This window comes from Citrobacter sp. B72, from assembly GCF_016894305.1.
Taxonomy (GTDB): domain Bacteria; phylum Pseudomonadota; class Gammaproteobacteria; order Enterobacterales; family Enterobacteriaceae; genus Citrobacter; species Citrobacter portucalensis.
Genome location: NZ_CP069801.1, coordinates 2,717,104 through 2,734,923 on the forward strand (window position 1 = coordinate 2,717,104; position 17,820 = coordinate 2,734,923).

General features: G+C 51.6%; 18 protein-coding genes. 8 read left to right on the forward strand and 10 right to left on the reverse strand.

Annotated features, from left to right (window positions below; translation table 11 throughout):
* Positions 1-88: 88 nt before the first annotated feature.
* Positions 89-1,564: a MocR-like pyridoxine biosynthesis transcription factor PdxR gene (gene pdxR / locus JQN59_RS12960; protein ID WP_149607170.1), complete on the forward strand. Its 1,476-nt coding sequence runs from the start codon at positions 89-91 to the stop codon at positions 1,562-1,564.
* A gap of 43 nt (positions 1,565-1,607) precedes the next feature.
* Here pdxR and JQN59_RS12965 read toward each other — a convergent pair whose 3' ends face one another.
* The 4 genes from JQN59_RS12965 to JQN59_RS12980 form a co-directional block, all read right to left on the reverse strand.
* Positions 1,608-2,816 carry a c-type cytochrome gene (locus JQN59_RS12965; RefSeq protein ID WP_149607169.1) on the reverse strand — a complete coding sequence of 403 codons (1,209 nt, stop codon included), beginning with the start codon at positions 2,814-2,816 and terminating at the stop codon, positions 1,608-1,610.
* A gap of 3 nt (positions 2,817-2,819) precedes the next feature.
* Positions 2,820-4,712, reverse strand: a complete 1,893-nt coding sequence (locus JQN59_RS12970; protein WP_103014628.1) for an NAD(P)-binding protein — start codon at positions 4,710-4,712, stop codon at positions 2,820-2,822.
* A gap of 88 nt (positions 4,713-4,800) precedes the next feature.
* A complete protein-coding gene (locus JQN59_RS12975; protein WP_032943249.1) occupies positions 4,801-5,274 on the reverse strand; it encodes an ester cyclase in 474 nt (157 codons plus the stop codon).
* Positions 5,275-5,285: 11 nt separating this feature from the next.
* Positions 5,286-6,713 (reverse strand): gamma-aminobutyraldehyde dehydrogenase, encoded by a 1,428-nt coding sequence (locus JQN59_RS12980; RefSeq protein ID WP_149607168.1) that lies wholly within the window; start codon positions 6,711-6,713, stop codon positions 5,286-5,288.
* 315 nt (positions 6,714-7,028) lie between these two features.
* Here JQN59_RS12980 and JQN59_RS12985 point away from each other — a divergent pair, with 315 nt between their 5' ends.
* Both JQN59_RS12985 and JQN59_RS12990 read left to right on the forward strand, forming a co-directional pair.
* The gene (locus tag JQN59_RS12985; protein ID WP_008784630.1) at positions 7,029-7,754 is read left to right on the forward strand and encodes a FadR/GntR family transcriptional regulator; all 726 of its coding nucleotides are present in this window, start codon (positions 7,029-7,031) and stop codon (positions 7,752-7,754) included.
* A 24-nt stretch (positions 7,755-7,778) separates the two neighbouring features.
* Positions 7,779-8,477 (forward strand): cache domain-containing protein, encoded by a 699-nt coding sequence (locus JQN59_RS12990; protein ID WP_111465715.1) that lies wholly within the window; start codon positions 7,779-7,781, stop codon positions 8,475-8,477.
* A 21-nt stretch (positions 8,478-8,498) separates the two neighbouring features.
* Here JQN59_RS12990 and JQN59_RS12995 read toward each other — a convergent pair whose 3' ends face one another.
* On the reverse strand, positions 8,499-9,980 hold the full coding sequence (locus JQN59_RS12995) for an APC family permease (RefSeq protein ID WP_149607167.1): 1,482 nt from the start codon (positions 9,978-9,980) through the stop codon (positions 8,499-8,501).
* Positions 9,981-10,312: 332 nt separating this feature from the next.
* Here JQN59_RS12995 and JQN59_RS13000 point away from each other — a divergent pair, with 332 nt between their 5' ends.
* Positions 10,313-10,453, forward strand: a complete 141-nt coding sequence (locus tag JQN59_RS13000; protein WP_003832695.1) for a hypothetical protein — start codon at positions 10,313-10,315, stop codon at positions 10,451-10,453.
* A 52-nt stretch (positions 10,454-10,505) separates the two neighbouring features.
* Here the strand turns inward: JQN59_RS13000 and JQN59_RS13005 are convergent, their stop codons facing one another.
* Positions 10,506-11,399, reverse strand: coding sequence for a LysR family transcriptional regulator (locus JQN59_RS13005; protein WP_048214301.1), 894 nt, complete (start codon positions 11,397-11,399; stop codon positions 10,506-10,508).
* Positions 11,400-11,704: 305 nt separating this feature from the next.
* Between JQN59_RS13005 and JQN59_RS13010 the strand changes: the two genes are divergently transcribed.
* Genes JQN59_RS13010 through JQN59_RS13025 form a run of 4 tightly spaced genes read left to right on the forward strand, consistent with a single transcriptional unit; the run spans position 11,705 to position 14,810 of the window.
* Positions 11,705-12,538 (forward strand): ABC transporter substrate-binding protein, encoded by an 834-nt coding sequence (locus JQN59_RS13010; protein ID WP_149607166.1) that lies wholly within the window; start codon positions 11,705-11,707, stop codon positions 12,536-12,538.
* A gap of 1 nt (position 12,539) precedes the next feature.
* Complete coding sequence (locus JQN59_RS13015) at positions 12,540-13,358, forward strand: amino acid ABC transporter ATP-binding protein (RefSeq protein ID WP_149607165.1); 819 nt, start codon at positions 12,540-12,542, stop codon at positions 13,356-13,358.
* Positions 13,358-14,143: an amino acid ABC transporter permease gene (locus JQN59_RS13020; RefSeq protein ID WP_149607164.1), complete on the forward strand. Its 786-nt coding sequence runs from the start codon at positions 13,358-13,360 to the stop codon at positions 14,141-14,143. The genes JQN59_RS13015 and JQN59_RS13020 overlap by 1 nt, the downstream gene beginning before the upstream one ends.
* A complete protein-coding gene (locus JQN59_RS13025) occupies positions 14,133-14,810 on the forward strand; it encodes an amino acid ABC transporter permease (RefSeq protein ID WP_003832686.1) in 678 nt (225 codons plus the stop codon). Before JQN59_RS13020 ends, JQN59_RS13025 begins: the two co-directional genes overlap by 11 nt.
* 9 nt (positions 14,811-14,819) lie before the next feature.
* Here the strand turns inward: JQN59_RS13025 and ydhT are convergent, their stop codons facing one another.
* The 4 genes from ydhT to JQN59_RS13045 form a co-directional block, all read right to left on the reverse strand.
* On the reverse strand, positions 14,820-15,632 hold the full coding sequence (ydhT, locus tag JQN59_RS13030) for a protein YdhT (RefSeq protein WP_149607163.1): 813 nt from the start codon (positions 15,630-15,632) through the stop codon (positions 14,820-14,822).
* 3 nt (positions 15,633-15,635) lie between these two features.
* A complete protein-coding gene (gene phsC, locus JQN59_RS13035; protein ID WP_032943228.1) occupies positions 15,636-16,421 on the reverse strand; it encodes a thiosulfate reductase cytochrome B subunit in 786 nt (261 codons plus the stop codon).
* Positions 16,418-17,086, reverse strand: a complete 669-nt coding sequence (locus JQN59_RS13040; RefSeq protein ID WP_020996435.1) for a 4Fe-4S dicluster domain-containing protein — start codon at positions 17,084-17,086, stop codon at positions 16,418-16,420. The genes phsC and JQN59_RS13040 overlap by 4 nt, the downstream gene beginning before the upstream one ends.
* 64 nt (positions 17,087-17,150) lie before the next feature.
* Positions 17,151-17,816, reverse strand: coding sequence for a YdhW family putative oxidoreductase system protein (locus JQN59_RS13045; RefSeq protein WP_149607162.1), 666 nt, complete (start codon positions 17,814-17,816; stop codon positions 17,151-17,153).
* Positions 17,817-17,820: the final 4 nt, after the last annotated feature.

A 17,820-nucleotide genomic window follows, 5' to 3' on the forward strand; every position in this document is an offset into this window, starting at 1 on the left:
TAATACATTTCGGTTGAATTACCCTTTAAATTTAGACGCCGTCTGGTACTTTAATCGAGAGCCAAATCGTTTTATTTTAAGGATCCAAATGCGTTCACTTGCCGGAGATGTGATCAAGCATGCATTTAATCAGCAGACTGACGAAAAACTACATCGCCGCCTGTATGCCGCCATTTGTAGTTGCATCCTCGAAGGTAGCCTGAAACCGGCTACCCGAATGCCTCCGTCGCGTGACCTGGCAGGAGAGCTGACGCTATCGCGCAATACCGTCCTGCGGGTGTACGAACAGTTGCAAGCTGAAGGGTATATTTCCGCGCGCACCAGCAGCGGCACATTTGTGACCGACAGCGTGCTGGACAATCTCGACCTGCGTCCTGACAAAGAGCCTGTTACTGACGCTCAGGAAGATCACACCCGTTTATCCGCCCGCTGCCTTGAGCTGTTAGGTAATGCCAGCGCCAGTCCCCGTCAGTGGGGGGCATTTATTCCAGGCGTGCCTGATGTAGAGCATTTCCCGCACCGGGTACTCAAGAAAATTCAGGACAGGCTGGCAAGACGACTGCGCCCGGAGTTTCTCACTTACGATGCCACAGGCGGCGTGAATGAGCTAAAAGAAGCACTGGCAGACTATCTGCGCACCGCTCGCGGCGTACGGTGCTCACCGGAGCAAATTCTGATTACTGAAGGTATTCACCAGGCCCTGGATCTGGTGACCCGGACTTTATGCAACCCGGGCGATTACGCCTGGATTGAGGAACCGGGCTACTGGGGAATCAAAAATATTCTTCGCATCAATGCCGTTAATTTTTCGGCTATCCCGGTTGATGAACAAGGCATGGTCCCGCCGGATGCCGGCGAAACACCACCAAAACTAATTTTTGTGACACCGTCACATCAATACCCACTCGGTTCGGTAATGAGTCTGAGCCGCCGCCGGCAACTTCTCTTTCGCGCACGTGAAACGCGAAGTTGGATAGTGGAAGATGATTACGACAGTGAGTTCCGCTTTTCCGGCCAGCCGATTCCCTCTTTGCAGGGGCTGGAAGAAGAAACACCGGTCATTTACATCGGGACATTCAGTAAGACACTCTATCCCGCACTGCGACTCGGGTATGTCGTACTACCTAAATCGTTAGCCGCTCCGCTGAAAAAGGTTCATAACGACCTCTATCGTGGTGGGCATCTGTTGATTCAGGCCGCACTGGCGGAGTTTATTCGCGAGGGTTATTACGCGGCACACATTCGGAAAATGCGTCAGCTATACAGTCGTCGTCGCCAGATGCTGGTAGAGCTTATCAGCCACCAACTTGGTGAACATTTTCTTGGTTCTTTCAGCAGCAACGCCGGGCTGCATATGATCTTACAGTTACCCGCCGGGAGCGATGACACGGTCATTGCCCAACAGGCGAATGCGCAAGGGTTGTTGGTGCGCCCGCTGTCACGCTATTACGTAAATGAAGGGAAACGCAGCGGCCTGCTGCTGGGGTTTGCCAGTATTGAAGAGCATGAAATGACGGCGGCGTTTACCCGACTCGTGGATATTATCAGGGTAAACACCGTGTAAGCACTGCCGGATGAAGGTGCAAGCACCTTATCCGGCATACTGTTTAATGTGACGCTTTTTTAACGCCAGCCAGGTCTTCCTGGCTTACTTCGCTATTCCCTTCACCCCAACTTTTACGCACGTAGTTAATCACGTCGCGCATTTCGTTGTCGCTTAACAAGCCACCGTAGGCAGGCATCTTAAAGGAGACGCTGCCACGCGTTGTCGGTGTTTCTGCGCCGTGGGCAATCACTCTGAACAGCGGTGTCGGGTCATCAACCATCACCAGTGGATTGTTAACTAAAGAAGGCGCGTTATCATCCGTACCTTTCCCTTCCAGACCGTGACAAGTTGAACAGTAGCGGTTATAGGTCACTTTGCCCGCCTCAGGTGAATTCGACCAGGATGCTGTAGTCGCCGCAGCACGTACCGTTTCAGGCTTCGCACTTTTCAGGCTCAACAGATATTGGGCGATCGCCGTGGCATCTTCGTCGGTCAGATACTGTGTACTCTGCGTGACGACTTCAGCCATCGAACCTGAAACCGCGGCATGCTTGCTTTTACCGGTCAGCAACAGCGATTTTAACTCCTGCTCAGACATACCGGTGCCGCGCAGCGACGGTGCATACCAGCCGTCAATCATCGCGCCGCTCAGGTATTCGGCATCAGCATTAGTATACGCTTTTTCGTTCATCGCCATGCCTCTAGGGGTATGGCATGAACCGCAGTGTCCGGGACCTTCCACCAGATAAGCACCCCGTTTTACCAGGACAGCATTATCATCCGTTTTCGCGCCCTCTACAGCCGACACTGGCGCGTCGGTAAACAGCCAGTTCCAGATATGCAGCGGCCAGCGGGCGGAGAGTAGCCACGGAATAGCATTCTCTTTATTGGGCTGTGCTGACGGCGTGACGTCATGCATAAAATAGCTATACAGCGCCTTAACATCCTCGTCAGAAAGTTTTGCATAGGAGGGATAAGGCATAGCCGGATAGAGCGGATGACCATCTTTGGCAATCCCCTGCCGTACGGCTTTTTCAAAATCCTCGTAAGAATAATTTCCAATACCCTGCGTTTTGTCTGGGGTAATGTTGGTCGAATAAATATCCCCCACCGGAGTAGGAAACTTTTTGCCCCCCGCCATCGCCGCACCACCTTCAGCGGTGTGACAGGCGACGCAGTCTGAAATTCGCGCGATGTATTCACCGTTAGATTCAGCAGCGGAAACCGAAGCAGTAAATAAACAGGCGGCGAGAATGGTTACATTGCGCATAGATCACCCCATATCCTTGAGTTCATTAACCGCACGCCATGCCTGATCGATTGCCGTATGGGCATAAGCACTCCAGTCAGAATCGGAGTTAGCGATGGCAATGCGACCGACTGGCTGACGCGCCCGCTCGATAATTTCTGGCATCTTATCCATATCATCGAACAGCGAGTTGGCGTAGTACGCATAGCCATGCGCCCAGCGGTTAACCGTAATGGCGGCAATATCGCGTTGATTATCAAATCCGGTTGAGCCAAACATCTCCTGCAACTGGGAGCGAATCATCTCCTCATGCGCCGCAAAGGTGGTCCCCAGCAAATAGGCTCGTCCCAGACGGAACTGCTCTCTGGCCGACAGGTTACTGCCCGGATAGGTCGGCACATAGACCATATGAATGACCATCGGATCGTCCGGGGAGGCCGGATGTTGATACCCACCAATACTGACCGGATAGTCGAGCTTGACCCTGCTATAAGGTGCCGCCGGAGAATAAAACTCATGTACGCCAAGCTGTTTGAACGCCTGCCAGTTTTTGACCACCACGTTGGTGTACACCAGCGGTGCCTTCACGTTCAGTTTAAGATCCGCCTGCTGCTGTTCCGGCATCTCAGGCACCAGATACGGGATCATCATGTTATAACCTGCCATGATGGTGTTCTTACCGCGCACACGGTGCATTTTACCGTCACGCAGATAGGTCACCGCCACGCCATCCTGCACGTTGGCCGCATTAATCACCGTGCTGTTCAGGCGCAGGCGCGTGGTGTTTTCCGGCAGATCCAGCTTTTCGTAATGTAATCTGGCGAGGACAGAGTCTTCCATCGTGTTGCCCGGTAGCGCATCCGGCAGCATATATCTGACTAACAGGCGAGCTAACCCGGCGTTACCGTCCGGGAAGTGGTAAACATACGGCTCTTCGAGGTCGGCCAGCGACTCTCCGTCCAGCGGCGGTAACCCCATCCCTTCCATGCCGGGTAAGGCGCACGCCCTGGCATCACTACAAGAAATACCTTCAATACCAATAGCAAAGAAGTCGTTGGAACGCTGCTGGAAATAGAGCAGCGCCATTTTGCTCAAACCAACTTTTGTTGCCAAAAATTCACTGTAGCTGTGGGTATCCAGCCATTCCATTTTCTCATCGACCGTCATTCCCGGCAGGTAATCACCGGGCCGGACGTGCAGGTCGATCAGCGCTTTTCTGTCATTCTCACTTAGCGGAAAATCATTGATAAAGTCTTCAATTTTACGCCCATTGAGCCTGTCCGGCGGAATATCATCAGATACCGCGCGGCCCGGATCGCCGCTGACGATTTTTGTTTCGCCAAAATTCTTCTTATCGAAGAAAACGCCGCGACTGAGCTGCCAGTCGGGGTAGAAGTTTACGTCAAAACTCTCTTTCAACCGCGTGACGCTGACGCCCACGGTTTCCATCAACTTTTGTACTTCAGGGCTGAAATTATGCGCAGGGGACTGGAATGCTTCGCTGCCACCATAACCGAGTAATTTCTTACCCGAGCTGGTAAATTCATTGCGTTTGGCGTGTCCACCAAAGTCGTCATGGTTATCGAGGATCAGGATCCGGCTATTTTGCCCGGCAACTTGACGCCAAAAACAACCGGCAGCTAACCCGCTAATCCCGCCACCCACAATCACCAGATCGTACTCTTCCTCAACGGGCAGAGCGTTTAAATCAAAATGTTTATGCTCGCGGCCTAGCGCATGCGCCATTTCAAACGATCCAGGATGATTACCCCGCAGCCCCGTCAGCGCAGGAGGATAATAATTTCCATCTATAAATGCGTTTCCCTTTCCTGCCGCCCTGACCCACTCCAGCGGGGTAAGCCCCGCCGCAATAGTCACCGCGACGCCGTTGAGAAAATCACGTCTGGTAATTGCCATTAACTTTTTTCCTTATTGCTACACACTGCCTTTAATACGACACAAATAAGAGAGATACCCCTTCTTATTTATAAAGGGGTACAACCGACTACTTCACTGGCTTTAACTCTTCATCCAGTTTTTTAGAATCATAATAATCACCCTGCCAGGTGATTTTTCCTGCTTTAACATGAATATAGCTGACGCCTTCAAATTTGATCGGATTATTTGTCGGCGGACTCCCTGCCCATTCACCACTATTTTTGCCTGAAAATTCCCAACGAAAGGCCACGGTATCTTCGTCGTAGACGGGTTTTCCAACCATTTTCCAGCTAAGATCTGGAACCGCCTTAATAAAAGCGCCGATAACCTCTTTTTCTGCTTTTTCCCTGCCGTTTATCGGTTCTCCTGCGGCGGCATCATAATAGACCGCATCATCAGCAAGAAATTGAGCGGCTCGCGAAGCATCATGCGCATTCCACGCCGCCATATACTCTTTTACGGTATTCAGCGATGTACTTTCTGCCAGGCTATAGCCCGAGAACATCACTAATGAAAGCACCGCGATTTTTAATGTTTTCATCGTAATCCTCTCTATTCAGAAATGTCGCACATGATATGTTTCACCCGAGTGTATTCCTCGAGTGAATAAGATGAGAGATCTTTGCCGTACCCCGATTTTTTGAACCCGCCATGCGGCATTTCGGCGCACAGAGGAATGTGATTGTTAATCCACACCGTGCCAAAATCGAGGTCAATGCTGAAGCGTTGGGCGCGACCATGGTTACTGGTCCAGACGCTGGCGGCAAGACCATACTCCACATCATTCGCTTTGTGTAGTACCTCTTCGTCAGTAGAAAACGACTGAATAGTCATTAGTGGGCCAAATACTTCATACTGAATAGCTTCATCATTTTGATGTAATCCGGAGACGATCGTCGGCTCAAAATAGAAGCCTGGACCAGATCCTGCGCGCCCACCGGTTTCAATTTTTGCATGTGCCGGTAAACGCTCAATAAAGCCTTTAACCTGCTCCAGCTGATTCCGGCTATTCAATGCGCCGTACAGTGCATTTTGATCTTCTGGCGGCCCAAATTTGATACTTTTTGTTTTCTGGATCAGTTTTTCCAGAAACTCAGCGTAGATAGATTGCTCTACCAGAATCCGCGTAGCCGCTGTGCAATCCTGCCCGGCATTGAAAAAGCCTGCTGTGGTAATCGTCGCAATCGCCTTGTCCATATCTGCATCGGCGAACACGATTGCGGGCGCTTTCCCGCCCAATTCCAGGTGTGCTCGGGTCAGGTTTGCCGCCGCCGAAGCCGCAACCTGCAAACCCGCACGGACCGAACCGGTAATAGAAACCAATGAAGCCTTCGGGTTTGAAACCACCAGCGAACCAGTGCTGGCTTTGCCCAACACAACGTTAAACGCCCCTCTCGGGAACAACGGTGCGGCCAGTTCAGCCAACAGCAGCGTACTAACTGGCGTGGTGTCGCTTGGTTTTAACACCACCGTGTTGCCTGCCGCCAGCGCTGGTGCAATCTTCCACACCGCCATCATGAACGGGTAGTTCCACGGCGTCACTTGCCCAACAATACCCAGCGGTTCACGACGAATGGTTGAAGTAAATCCTGAGGAATATTCTCCGGCCGCCTTTCCTTCAAGACAGCGCGCCGCACCGGCAAAAAAGCGGATGGCATCGCAAGATGCTGCGATCTCCTCTTTCTCAATAAAATGGCGAAGCTGACCGGTTTCCTGACTCTGCGCGGTTACCAGTCGCTCAACGTTGCGTTCAATCTCATCGGCCAGCCGCAATAACGCCTTTTGCCGCTGTGCCGGCGTCGATTTTCGCCAGATGCTAAACGCCGCCTCCGCTGCTGAGTAAGCCTGCTCTACCTCCGCCTCGTTAGCGTTGGGAGATATTGCGTACGTTTCACCGTCAACCGGACTCACCAGTTCGAAGCTATCTTCGCTACTGCCTGCTACATAGTGCCCATTAATAAAATGCTTCAGGGTTTTCATGTTTGTCTCCTGCCAATTAATACATAAAGAATCTTATGTAATATATATATTGTAAAATTTTTTCAAATGCGCAACATTGACACTATGATAAGCCTCGCATTTTTAACTTAATTTTCACATTTGCAGGGTGAGGCTTTTTATTGCCAGCTGACGCGTTACGCCCAGCTCATCATAAGGTTATCGGGACACACATCCGCTTGTGCAGTGACGTTGCGCCCAGGCATGTAAAATAACTCGGCCATTCTTACCTTCCTTGCCCGACGGGCATGTGTTAAAAATGGTTGTTGTTTCAGGGAATTGAGTACAGAAAAGATTATGATTACTCACGCGGTCATATTTGCGCCTATCGGGCAGGTCAGTCGTTCAGACCAGATAGTCCAACGCCTTTCAAATGCCATTATCACGGGGTTGCTGGAGCCAAAAGAACAGCTCCCCAACGAAACTGATCTGGCAAAGATGATGGGTGTCTCACATATCACTATCAGAGAAGCGCTAAACACGCTTCGGGCTAATAATCTTATCCATACGGTTCGTGGTCGTAATGGCGGGAGTTTCGTTTGCGAAAATATTGATGGCAAAAATAGCGCCCTGCATCCGTTCAAGGCGATCAGTACGGATTATCTGTCTGATCTGGGTGAAATGCATTGCGCCATTATTAGCCATAGCGCGAGACTGGCTTCCCGACGGATGACCGGTGCGGATATCGCCAAATTTCGCGAGTTTGTCGAGGTGCTCAGAAAGGCAAACTCACCTGAGCTGATGACCCAGGCCGATATGCGTTGTCTGCTGGCGATTGCCGCCAGTTCGCATTCAGCGCGACTGGCCAATCAGGAGCTGCAGGTTCAGGCTGAATGGGCATCGCTGGTGGCGATACTTTATCGCACAGACAGTATTCATGCAGAAATTATCGCGCTTTATTCGGCGCTGGCCGATGCGCTGGCTGCTCACAACGAGGCAGAGTCAGTACAGTTTGCCACGCAGATCATCGACACGTTTACCTACTACCTTATTGAAAAAAAGCTGAAATATAACTCGAACTGACAATCAGTGAAGGCAGGACAGACAATGAGCTCTTCGACATCCCTAAGCGCATTAATTCGTAAAATTGATGACATTACTGTTTCTACCGTAGATTCTACCGTTGCGCTGGCGAGGAGCATCCATGAGGCGATTTCAGGGGTACAAAAGGCCTCAGCCGAGGTCGTTCTCGACCCCTCAGTCAGATCCACCGTTCAACAGCACATCAAGCGCACGCTCAATAACAACCATTACTGCTCAGGGGCGGGATTCGCCAGCCATATTGAGAGTACCGCAACCACAAAAGAGTACTGGTTGCTGGAGTGGTGGTATAAGAAAGACAATGGTTTGAGCCAGGCGCATCTGGATTTGGATCAGGCCACGCAACAACGACTGGACTTCAGAACCTTTGAGTGGTTTAAGCATTCTCCTCCGGCTGGCAAAGCCTATATCCACGGTCCCTACGTCGACTATATTTGCAATATCTCCTATACCCTAACGTCAGCCGTCCCGGTCTACTACAACAATCAGTTTCTCGGTGTTGCCGCGGTCGATCTGCTGGTCAGTCAGATAGAAGCCGAACTGCTTTCCTGTGCCCATCCTGACTATGTGATTCTGACTAATCTGGAAAACAGGATCATTTTCTCCAGTTGGCCACGTTTTCGCGTGGGTGAATTGCTGTCACCTGCAAACAGTACCGTGGTGTATCAGAGCGACTACTTTATCCTTTATCACTATCAAAACTAAGGGCCCGAAGGCCCTGAGTTTTTAGTTATCCTGCCCCATATTGAGCTTATTGGCGTACGCAATGGCGTCGTTTTCCGGCGCCGCTGAACGACCAAACGGACGGGTCAGGAACATATAAATAAGCCCCGAGCCAACAACAATCGCAAGGCCGAACAGAACCGTCCAACGATCGATGAAGTCGCTGCTGTCTGCCGGTTGCGCCAGTAACCAGATCCCGCACAATCCGTAAGCTAACGCCAGCACATTCACGATTACGCCCCAACCGCCAATGGTCCACTCTCCCACCGGTTTCCAGCCTTTCAGACGCTGACGCAGCGCGGCCAGCACAACCATCTGGAACGAGATGTAAATCCCGATAACAGCAAACGCGGTGATACGCGACAGGTTATCTGGCTGGAAATAAACCCAAACGCAGATGATCACTGGCAGCAGGCAACTGACGACCATGGCATTATCCGGAACACCATTTTTAGAGATTTTGGCCATCCATTCACTTCCCGGCAGCATTCTGTCGCGGGAGAAAGAAAAGATAAGACGGCTTAACGCAGCCTGCAGAGACAAAATGCACGACAACATGGCGATAATTGCAACGACGATAAAGACAGTCGCGCCAGTTTCGCCCAGAGCTTCATTAAGGATTGCCGGGATCGGATCGGACGTTTTGCCATTCACGATGCTGACCAGATTCGGTGATGCCAGCAAATAACCCATAACAGAAATAATGGCGGAAATCGCGCCGAATACGATGCTTAAAATCATCGCCACCGGGATCTTTTTACTTGGATTCTGCACCTCTTCCGCAACGTTACCGCAGGCCTCAAAGCCAAAGAACATAAACAGCCCCATCAGCGCAGCAGACATAAATGCGGTGGAGTAGCTGCCGTCATGAGCCAGCACGCCCATCGAGTCAAAAATCACAGAGAACGGCTGCGAACGGTGGAAAATCAGCAGATAAATCCCCAGCGCGATCACGCTGACAATTTCACACCAGAAACCAATTTTCGCCACCCGGGCCAGATTTTTAGTCCCGGACATATTAACGGCCATCATCAACAGCAGCAGCAGGACGGAAGTCACCAACATCGTGGCCGGCGTCTGACCATAGTGGAAGAGTGATTCAACAAACGTTGATGTATATTCCGCGATCGACGTAATGGTGACCACCAGCGCCCACAGGTAGATCCAGGCGGCGATCCACGCATACTTCTTGCCCCACAACCTTCTGGCCCAGGGGTAAAGCCCGCCGGTTATCGGATACTGGGAAGCGACCTCACCAAACACCAATGCAACCAAAAGTTGCCCACATGCGACGATTAAAATCCACCATACTGCGGGCGGCCCCGCCAGCGTTACGGCCAGCGCAAACAGCGAATAGACGGCGGTAAGCGGCGACAGGTAGGTAAAACCCAACGCAAAGTTTGAAATAAGACCGATCGAGCGATTGAACTGTTCTTTGCCATCTTTTTGAAAATTATCGTTTTTCTTATCAGGTGTCTGTTCCATATTGCTTTCTCTTTTGTGGAATAGTCGCAGGGTTGAACAATTAATGTATAAAAGATATTAAGTTATATGTATAGTGATTTTGTCGCAGATTTGTTAAAAATGATCGCGCATCACGTTAATGAAAAAGTGGAGATAAAACGGTAGAGAGAGCGAGAATTTTGCGGTATTTACAACCAACGATTCTTTAGCAATTGCGAACCATAGGCTATTTTGGCGGATAAATACGCACAGCGGATTGCGTTCGATGCTAAGTAGCAAGAATCGCTGCTGTTAAGCAACATTTTTGCAATATAATAACGTGATGTTAAACGCTGAACCTGAGCAGGTGAATGATGGAAATTGATCTCGATAATCTGGTCTTTGATGGACTGGAAGAAGCGCAAGAGCGTAACGCTGAACGTCTGGAAGATGCAGACAAGAAAGCGCAGGAAATTATTGCTGATAATGACTGCGGCGACGCCTGCAAAATCTGATTTCCAAACCGGCGCAATGCCGGTTTTTTATCGCCTGTTAACCCCACCCACTTCAGCCCGTATACCGTAAGGCCTCAATCAGTTGCGCAAAGGCGGCGGTATGCTGTTTTCGGCTGGGATAGTACAAATAATAGCCAGGAAAAGGTTCGCACCAGTCCTCCAACACTTTTTCCAATGCCCCCTCTGCAACAGCCTGCTCGACGGTGTCTTCCGGCACAAAAGCCAGCCCCATTCCCGCCATCGCTGCGCTAATTCGCGGGGGTAGATTGTTAAAAATAAGCTGCCCTTCCACCCGTACGCGCAAATCTTGCCCGTCTTTAGCAAACTCCCAGGCGTATAATCCGCCCAACGTCGGCATGCGCATGTTAATACAGCTATGATTTTGCAGGTCGTGAGGGGTTTTCGGTTTGCCATGACGAGCAAAATACGCCGGTGACCCCACCACTACCATACGCCAGTCCGGGCCAATTCTGACGGCGACCATGTCTTTTGCCACCTGCTCACCGAGCCGAATACCCGCGTCATAGCGGCCAGTCACGATATCCGTCAGACTATTGTCGATGGTCATTTCCACATTCACATCAGGGTAAGCCTGCAAAAACGGCTCCAGCGCGGGCCAGACGGTAGATTGCAATGCATGTTCGCCCAGCGTCAGGCGAATGTTACCGGCCACGCGCTGACGAACATCGGTTAATGCCAGCAGCTCTGTTTCAATGTCATCAAAACGCGGGCTGATACTGTTGATAAGCCGTTCTCCGGCTTCGGTCGGCGCAACGCTGCGCGTGGTGCGGGTCAGAAGCCGTACATCCAGCCGCTCTTCAAGCCCACGAATCGCATGGCTTAGCGCGGATTGCGAAACCCCAAGTTTTGCCGCTGCTCGGGTAAAACTACGCTCGCGGGCAACGATAATGAGATAATAGAGATCGTTAAAATTATCACGCAGCATGCTTATCCCCACTCCAGACCTGTTGTGACATATGGTACAGGTCCGGAGGGTATTCCAGTAGCATTTCTGGACATTAGCACAGCTCAACCTTATTCAAGCGTGCTCTCACACAAAAACCAAATGCGAATTATTACCAGGCTTATGCACGATTTTACCTTTCACTCATGCATTATTTTCACCCGCTATTAACACATCCTTCACTAATAACATTTTGTATATAGATAAGAATTTTTTCTTATTTTGTCCCAACCGTAAGTTATGGGAGCGTAAAAAGCACAAACCAAAAACTACAGGGATTTCATACAATGATGGCAACGAAAATTCACAGCGCTAAAAAAACACTTCTGGCACTCAGCGTGCTACTGGCCTCTGGCATTAGCGTTTCGCAGGCTCAGGCCGACCAATTGGCCGATATCAAAGCCGCAGGCGTAGTCAAAGTGGCGACATTTGACGCGAATCCTCCGTTTGGCTCCGTCGATGCCAAAACCCATAAGATTGTCGGCTACGACGTTGATTTTGCCGAAGCGCTGGCCAAATCCCTTGGTGTAAAACTGGAACTGGTCGCGACCAATCCGGCAAACCGCATTCCGTTATTACAATCCGGTAAAGCTGATTTAATCGTCGCGGATATCACGATTACACCTGAACGGGCGCAGGTAATAGATTTCTCCGTCCCATATTTTGTTACCGGCCAGCAGTTCCTTGTGCCAGCAAAATCTCCGGATAAGCTCGATGAATACGGCAAAGCGCGAATCGGCGCAGTAAAAGGGACTACCGGTGAGCAGGCGTTACATCAGCGCTTCCCGCAGTCGCGCGTGTTGGCCTACGACGATATCCCGCTGGCGTTAACCGCGCTACGCAACGGCAATGTTCAGGCCATTACCCAGGACAGTACGATTCTGGCCGGTTTATTAGGCGCTGCGCCGGATAAAGCGGATTTCAAAATTTTGCCGGACCTGCTGAGCAAAGAAGAGATCGGCGTGGGGGTAAAAAAAGGCGAACCCGCGCTGTTAAAAGCCGTCAACGATGAACTTTTGAAGCTGGAATCTACCGGTCAGGCAGCAAAAATTTATGATGTATGGTTCGGCCCTGAAACCAAAAATCCGCAGCCCCGCGCCTTTAAAATAGAAGCCCAGTAATATGCTCTCAGCTCTTTTTCCTCGATCCGCAGCTTCGGCTGCGGATTCTACCCAATTGGGTCAGGCAAGCGTCAAACTGCACAATGTGTTTAAACAGTATGACGCTCATACCGTACTTAACGGCGTCAGCCTGGCAGTTGAACCTGGTGAAGTGGTGACCATTCTGGGGCCTTCCGGCTCAGGAAAATCCACTCTTATACGTCTTATCAACCAGCTTGAGTCGCTCAGCGGTGGCGAAATTTTCATTGATGGTAAACCGATTAGCAAGTTGCGCGGGGCGGCATTACGCCAGTTACGCAGCCGTATCGGTTTCGTATTTCAGCAATTCAATCTCTATTCGCACCTGACTGCGCTGCAGAACATCGCGCTGGCGCTGGAATATGTTCACGGCTGGAACAAGACGGAAGCGGATCGTCGGGCACTTGAGTTGCTGGAAAAAGTGGGACTGGCGGAAAAAGCCAACGCCTATGCCGCGCAGTTGTCCGGTGGGCAGCAGCAGCGCGTGGCCATCGCCCGCGCACTGGCTTCGTCGCCACAAATTATTCTGTTTGATGAGCCCACTTCCGCGCTGGATCCGGAAATGATCGGCGAGGTATTACAGGTAATGAAAAATCTGGCCCACAGCGGTATCACCATGATCGTCGTGACCCACGAAATGCATTTTGCCCGCGAAATTGCCGATCGGGTGGTTTTCATCGATGGTGGCGATATTCTGGAAGTGGCCGCGCCGGAGGATTTTTTCGTCCGACCACAGCACCCGAGAACCCAGCGTTTCCTGAAAAAAGTGCTCGACCCGTTACACCAGGAGTCATCGTCATAATGCATGCAATGGACTGGCAGGGAGTGCTGAGTGGGCAACCCCTGCAATGGATAATTTCCGGTTTTCTCACCACGCTCTGGGTGACGCTGGCGGGTATTGTGCTCGCCACGCTCATTGCCATCTCACTGCTCGGCCTGCGCCTGACGGGCAATCGTCTCGCTAAAACGATGGTCGGGGTTTGGGTCTCGGTGTTTCGCAACACGCCTTTACTGGTGCAACTAATGCTCTGGTATTTTGCCGCCTGGAACTGGCTACCCCGTAACGTCATTAGCTTTATCAATGCCGATCATCCATGGTCAATTTTGCCGGGTGATGTCTGGTGGTTAACGCCGGAATTTATCTGTTCAGCATGGGGGTTGGGGGTATTTACCTCAGCATTTTTGGTTGAAGAGATCGCTTCGGGTTTACAGGCTGTTTCTGCCGGACAACGCGAGGCTGCCGTGGCGCAGGGGTTTTCATCCTGGACAATATTTCGTCACATTCTGCTGCCTCAGGGGCTGGCAAACGCCTGGCAACCGATTGTTGGGCAATATCTCAACCTGATGAAGCTTTCCTCGCTTGCCAGCGGTATTGGATTTGCTGAGCTCACCTACCAGGTACGGCAAATTGAGAGCTACAACGCGCACGCGCTGGAAGCCTTTGCCGTTGGCACTGCACTCTATCTGTTTACCGGCATCGTTCTGGGTATGCTGCTTACCCGTCTTGGCCCGCAGTCTGCGTCGGGTAAATCGTCAAAGATAAGAATGCGCATCTTCAGCGTCAGGAGCATACTGCATGATCGCTAATGTTTCGGTCATTACCGACAATCTTGACTATCTCCTGTGGGGACGTGTAGCTGAGGGGCAACCCGGTGGCGTCCTGCTCACTTTGCTGATGGCTATCGGTGCGGCTTTGCTGGCGCTGCCTGGCGGGATCGTTCTTGCCTGTTGTGCCTGGCGATTTCCGGGCGCGGTTCGCAACGGGTTGTTTATCTGGGCGGAATTTATTCGCGGCATTCCGCTCATCTTTGTGATTTTCTGGATGTGGTATTTGCTACCCATGCTGACCGGAAGCGATCTGCCCGGTGCCGTTACCGTGACGCTGGCGCTGGCATGGTTCACCGCCGCCTCGGTGATGCACTCGGTGTATGCTGGAATTAGCGCACTGCCTGGCGGGCAATATGAAGCGGCAGTCGTTCAGGGTTTTCGCCCGGATCAGGCCCTGTGGCTTATCTTGCTGCCGCAGGTGCTGCGTAACGTACTACCGTCGCTGACAGGGATTTTTATTGGGCTGCTGAAGGACACGTCACTGGCGTTTATCGTTAACGTGCCGGAACTCACGACAGTTGCCGGTCAGGTTAACAGCCGGGTGCAAATTTACCCCGCAGCCATTTTTATCTTTACCGGGCTGGTTTATTACCTGCTGTGCTTTAGCCTTGAAAAAATCACCCAGCGCCGATTCGCACTAAAATGACCTCTCGGCTCAGCATTCCACGAACTGATGGTCTTCGTTGAGCCGATATTTCACGCCCGCCCGAATGTTATTTTCCCCTTCAACGGCAAGCGCAAAACGCATTCTTTCGCCATCGTGATAAGCCAGCGCCGCACATCCGCCGGGACCAAGAATTATCGAGTCGACAGCACCGGTACTGGCAACAACGGCGTTCTCTCCGCTGGCAATAATGTGGATATTGTCCGCGCAGTTAGCGATTTTCGCCTCTGCGCCAAAACAGGCCAGTTGGGTTAAATCACCGCTACTGGCAATCCGATTTCGGTCGCCGAGTGAACTGATACGTACGCGCATGCCGGTACTGGCAATACGTGTTCCATCGCCCACACTGCTGATACGCGCCGAGTTTCCCGCAATCGCTATTCGCCCGCGATCGCCTGAACTGCCGATATGCGTGTTATAGCCTACACAGCCAATCCGTGCGCTGTAACCGGCACAGGCGATCTGTGCAGCATACCCGGCGCTGGCAATTTTAACGTTGTCACACGCACTGCTAAATCGGGCATAATCTTCCGCACTCGCCAACGGACGACTAGTTTCCCCCGCGGCTTGCTCACAGGAAATATTCCCCATTGCGTCAATATCCTGCTGAGCAAAACTCGCCTCTTCCCGCCATTTTGACCAGCCGTATTCCACCAGGCTATTTGCCCAATCGGAATACCCTTCCCGCTGGAGCGCACGATGAACATCGGCATAGCTTCCTCCTGCGGGAAACGCACGTAGAAACCAGCGGTACATGACGGGCCCAACACGCCAGGCCCGTAAGTCACTTCGCGTAATCATCATCGCTTAATGCCGGTGGTAGCCATCCACCATACACTTAAAGGTTTCGCCCGGCGTGCGCCCCGTAGTGCAGAGATAAAGATGCCCAAAAATGAAAAACAGACTGACTATTGCCAGCGCAAAATGCGCCTGAAGCAGCCAGTAACGCACCCCGGGGAACAGATCGCCGACGACCGTCGGGTAAAGCGATAACAATCCAGTGATCAGTAGCAGTGGCAACAAACCATACATCACGCCAACATAGGCCGCCTGCTGTAACGGATTAAATTTAGAGCGAGGTGAGGCCGGAAATGGGTGTGACTCGCCCTGCATAATGCCAAACAGGTAAAAACGAGTTTGTCTTTGCGCACGTGCGATCCAGCCCTGACGTTGAATAATATAGTGATGTCCGTTGCCGCCAATCAGGTTGATCAGCACAAAACCAATCCAGCAGGCAAGTAGCAAAAAGCCACAAACCTCATGAACGGTGAGCAGGCTTTTCATTACCGGTGCGCTAACGGCAGAGAAGTGATTGACCAGGCCACTAACCAGAAGCAACAGAAATAACAGCGCATTCGACCAGTGCCACAGGCGGACAGCCTTCGAATATAAATAGACCTTCTCACCATGCCCTGCCGACGCTTTATGCGCCGCCCGAAAGCGCAACATGGCGTGAAGCGCCAGCACCAGCCACATTCCCACCAGCATTAACCCGGCAACGACTAACCACACAGGCCAGTAGTCCGGTGAAAACAGGGGGACATACTGTGCAAGTTGGGCGTGAAACTGTTCGGCATTCTGCGACGCGTTCATACATTTTCCTTTTTAATCAAATGTTGACCGAACCGACGATACAGATGGGGTTTCCCGGCGCCTGCAAGTTGATATTCGTAATACTTGTTTTCTCGCAACCAGGTCTGAATTTCCGGGCTATCTTCACGACCGAAAATCAGCGCATGTTCCGGGCAAGCGTTAACACAGATCGGAGGGAAACCTTTTGCCAGCCGAGATTCAGCGCAGAAGTCGCATTTATCCGCCACTTTGGTTTGCGGGTTGAGATAGCGCACCTGATAAGGACACGCGCCAATACAGTAACTGCAGCCAATACAGCAAGACGTATCTACTCGCACAATACCGTTCTCATCTCGCCAGGAGGCACCGGTCGGACACACCTCAATACAAGGTGCATCATCACAATGCTGGCAGGACTGACGGAAGTAGTGATACAGCGTTTCGTTGTCGTTATCGGTTACCGGAATATGCGCTATAGACAAACGGCTGCCCTGGTCAGGTACATGGTTGGTTTTCCGGCATGCACGAGCGCAAATATTGCATCCGTTACACAGTGATTCGTCGTGAATCATGACGTAACGAACGGCTTTAGGGCTCCTGGTACTCGCTAACAGATTTTGACCTGGGCCGGTAAAAAAAATCACCGTCCCCATGCCAATGACAAATTTTCGTCGGGTGAAGGACATCGGGTTATCCTCTAATGCTGTGACAGTGGTCGTCCACACATTCCATGACATCAACCTGAATATTTCAGGGGTTCTGATACTGCTCAACCTCAAGCCATTCACAAAGGCCGTACGCTTTGCCATAACTCATAAAACGTTCGCTGAACAAATAAGGCTCCGCATTTGACGATTCCACAGTACGTATATCTGCGTAATCAGGGTGCGTTTCCATGGCCGTGAGCGCCGCTGAAATCTGCTGAGACTCAAAGCTGTACGGCGGTTGCGTCAACATGGCGACCTTATAGGGGCGAGGATACGTACGACCGTCGAAGCGTACCGCCTCGGCAATCGCACGACAGATGTCGTTTTCCACCACCTGCACGCACATGTCGGCGTAGTTTGCCGTCATGGTTTGCGTTGAGTAGAAATAGACATCTTCCACACCCTGCACACGGGTGATATCCGCGTCATTCGCGTCCTGGCACAGCATATCCAGCAGCGCGCTAAGATCGGTTTCAGGGACCGAATAAGGTGGCTGCAGAAACACGCTGCGCGCCACCAGGTGCCCCGATGCCGAATGCTGGCGGATAAAATCTGCCACAATCGACTCCGGGCTGGCGGCTTCCTGAACCTGCGGCGCAGTCACCCGCTCGACCGGCGGGTGAAACGCCTGTAGCCAGTGTCTCTTTTGGCTATCAACCTCGTCAGGAAGCGCCTCAACGGGTGCCTGAACGTTGCTCACGTTAGTCATCTCG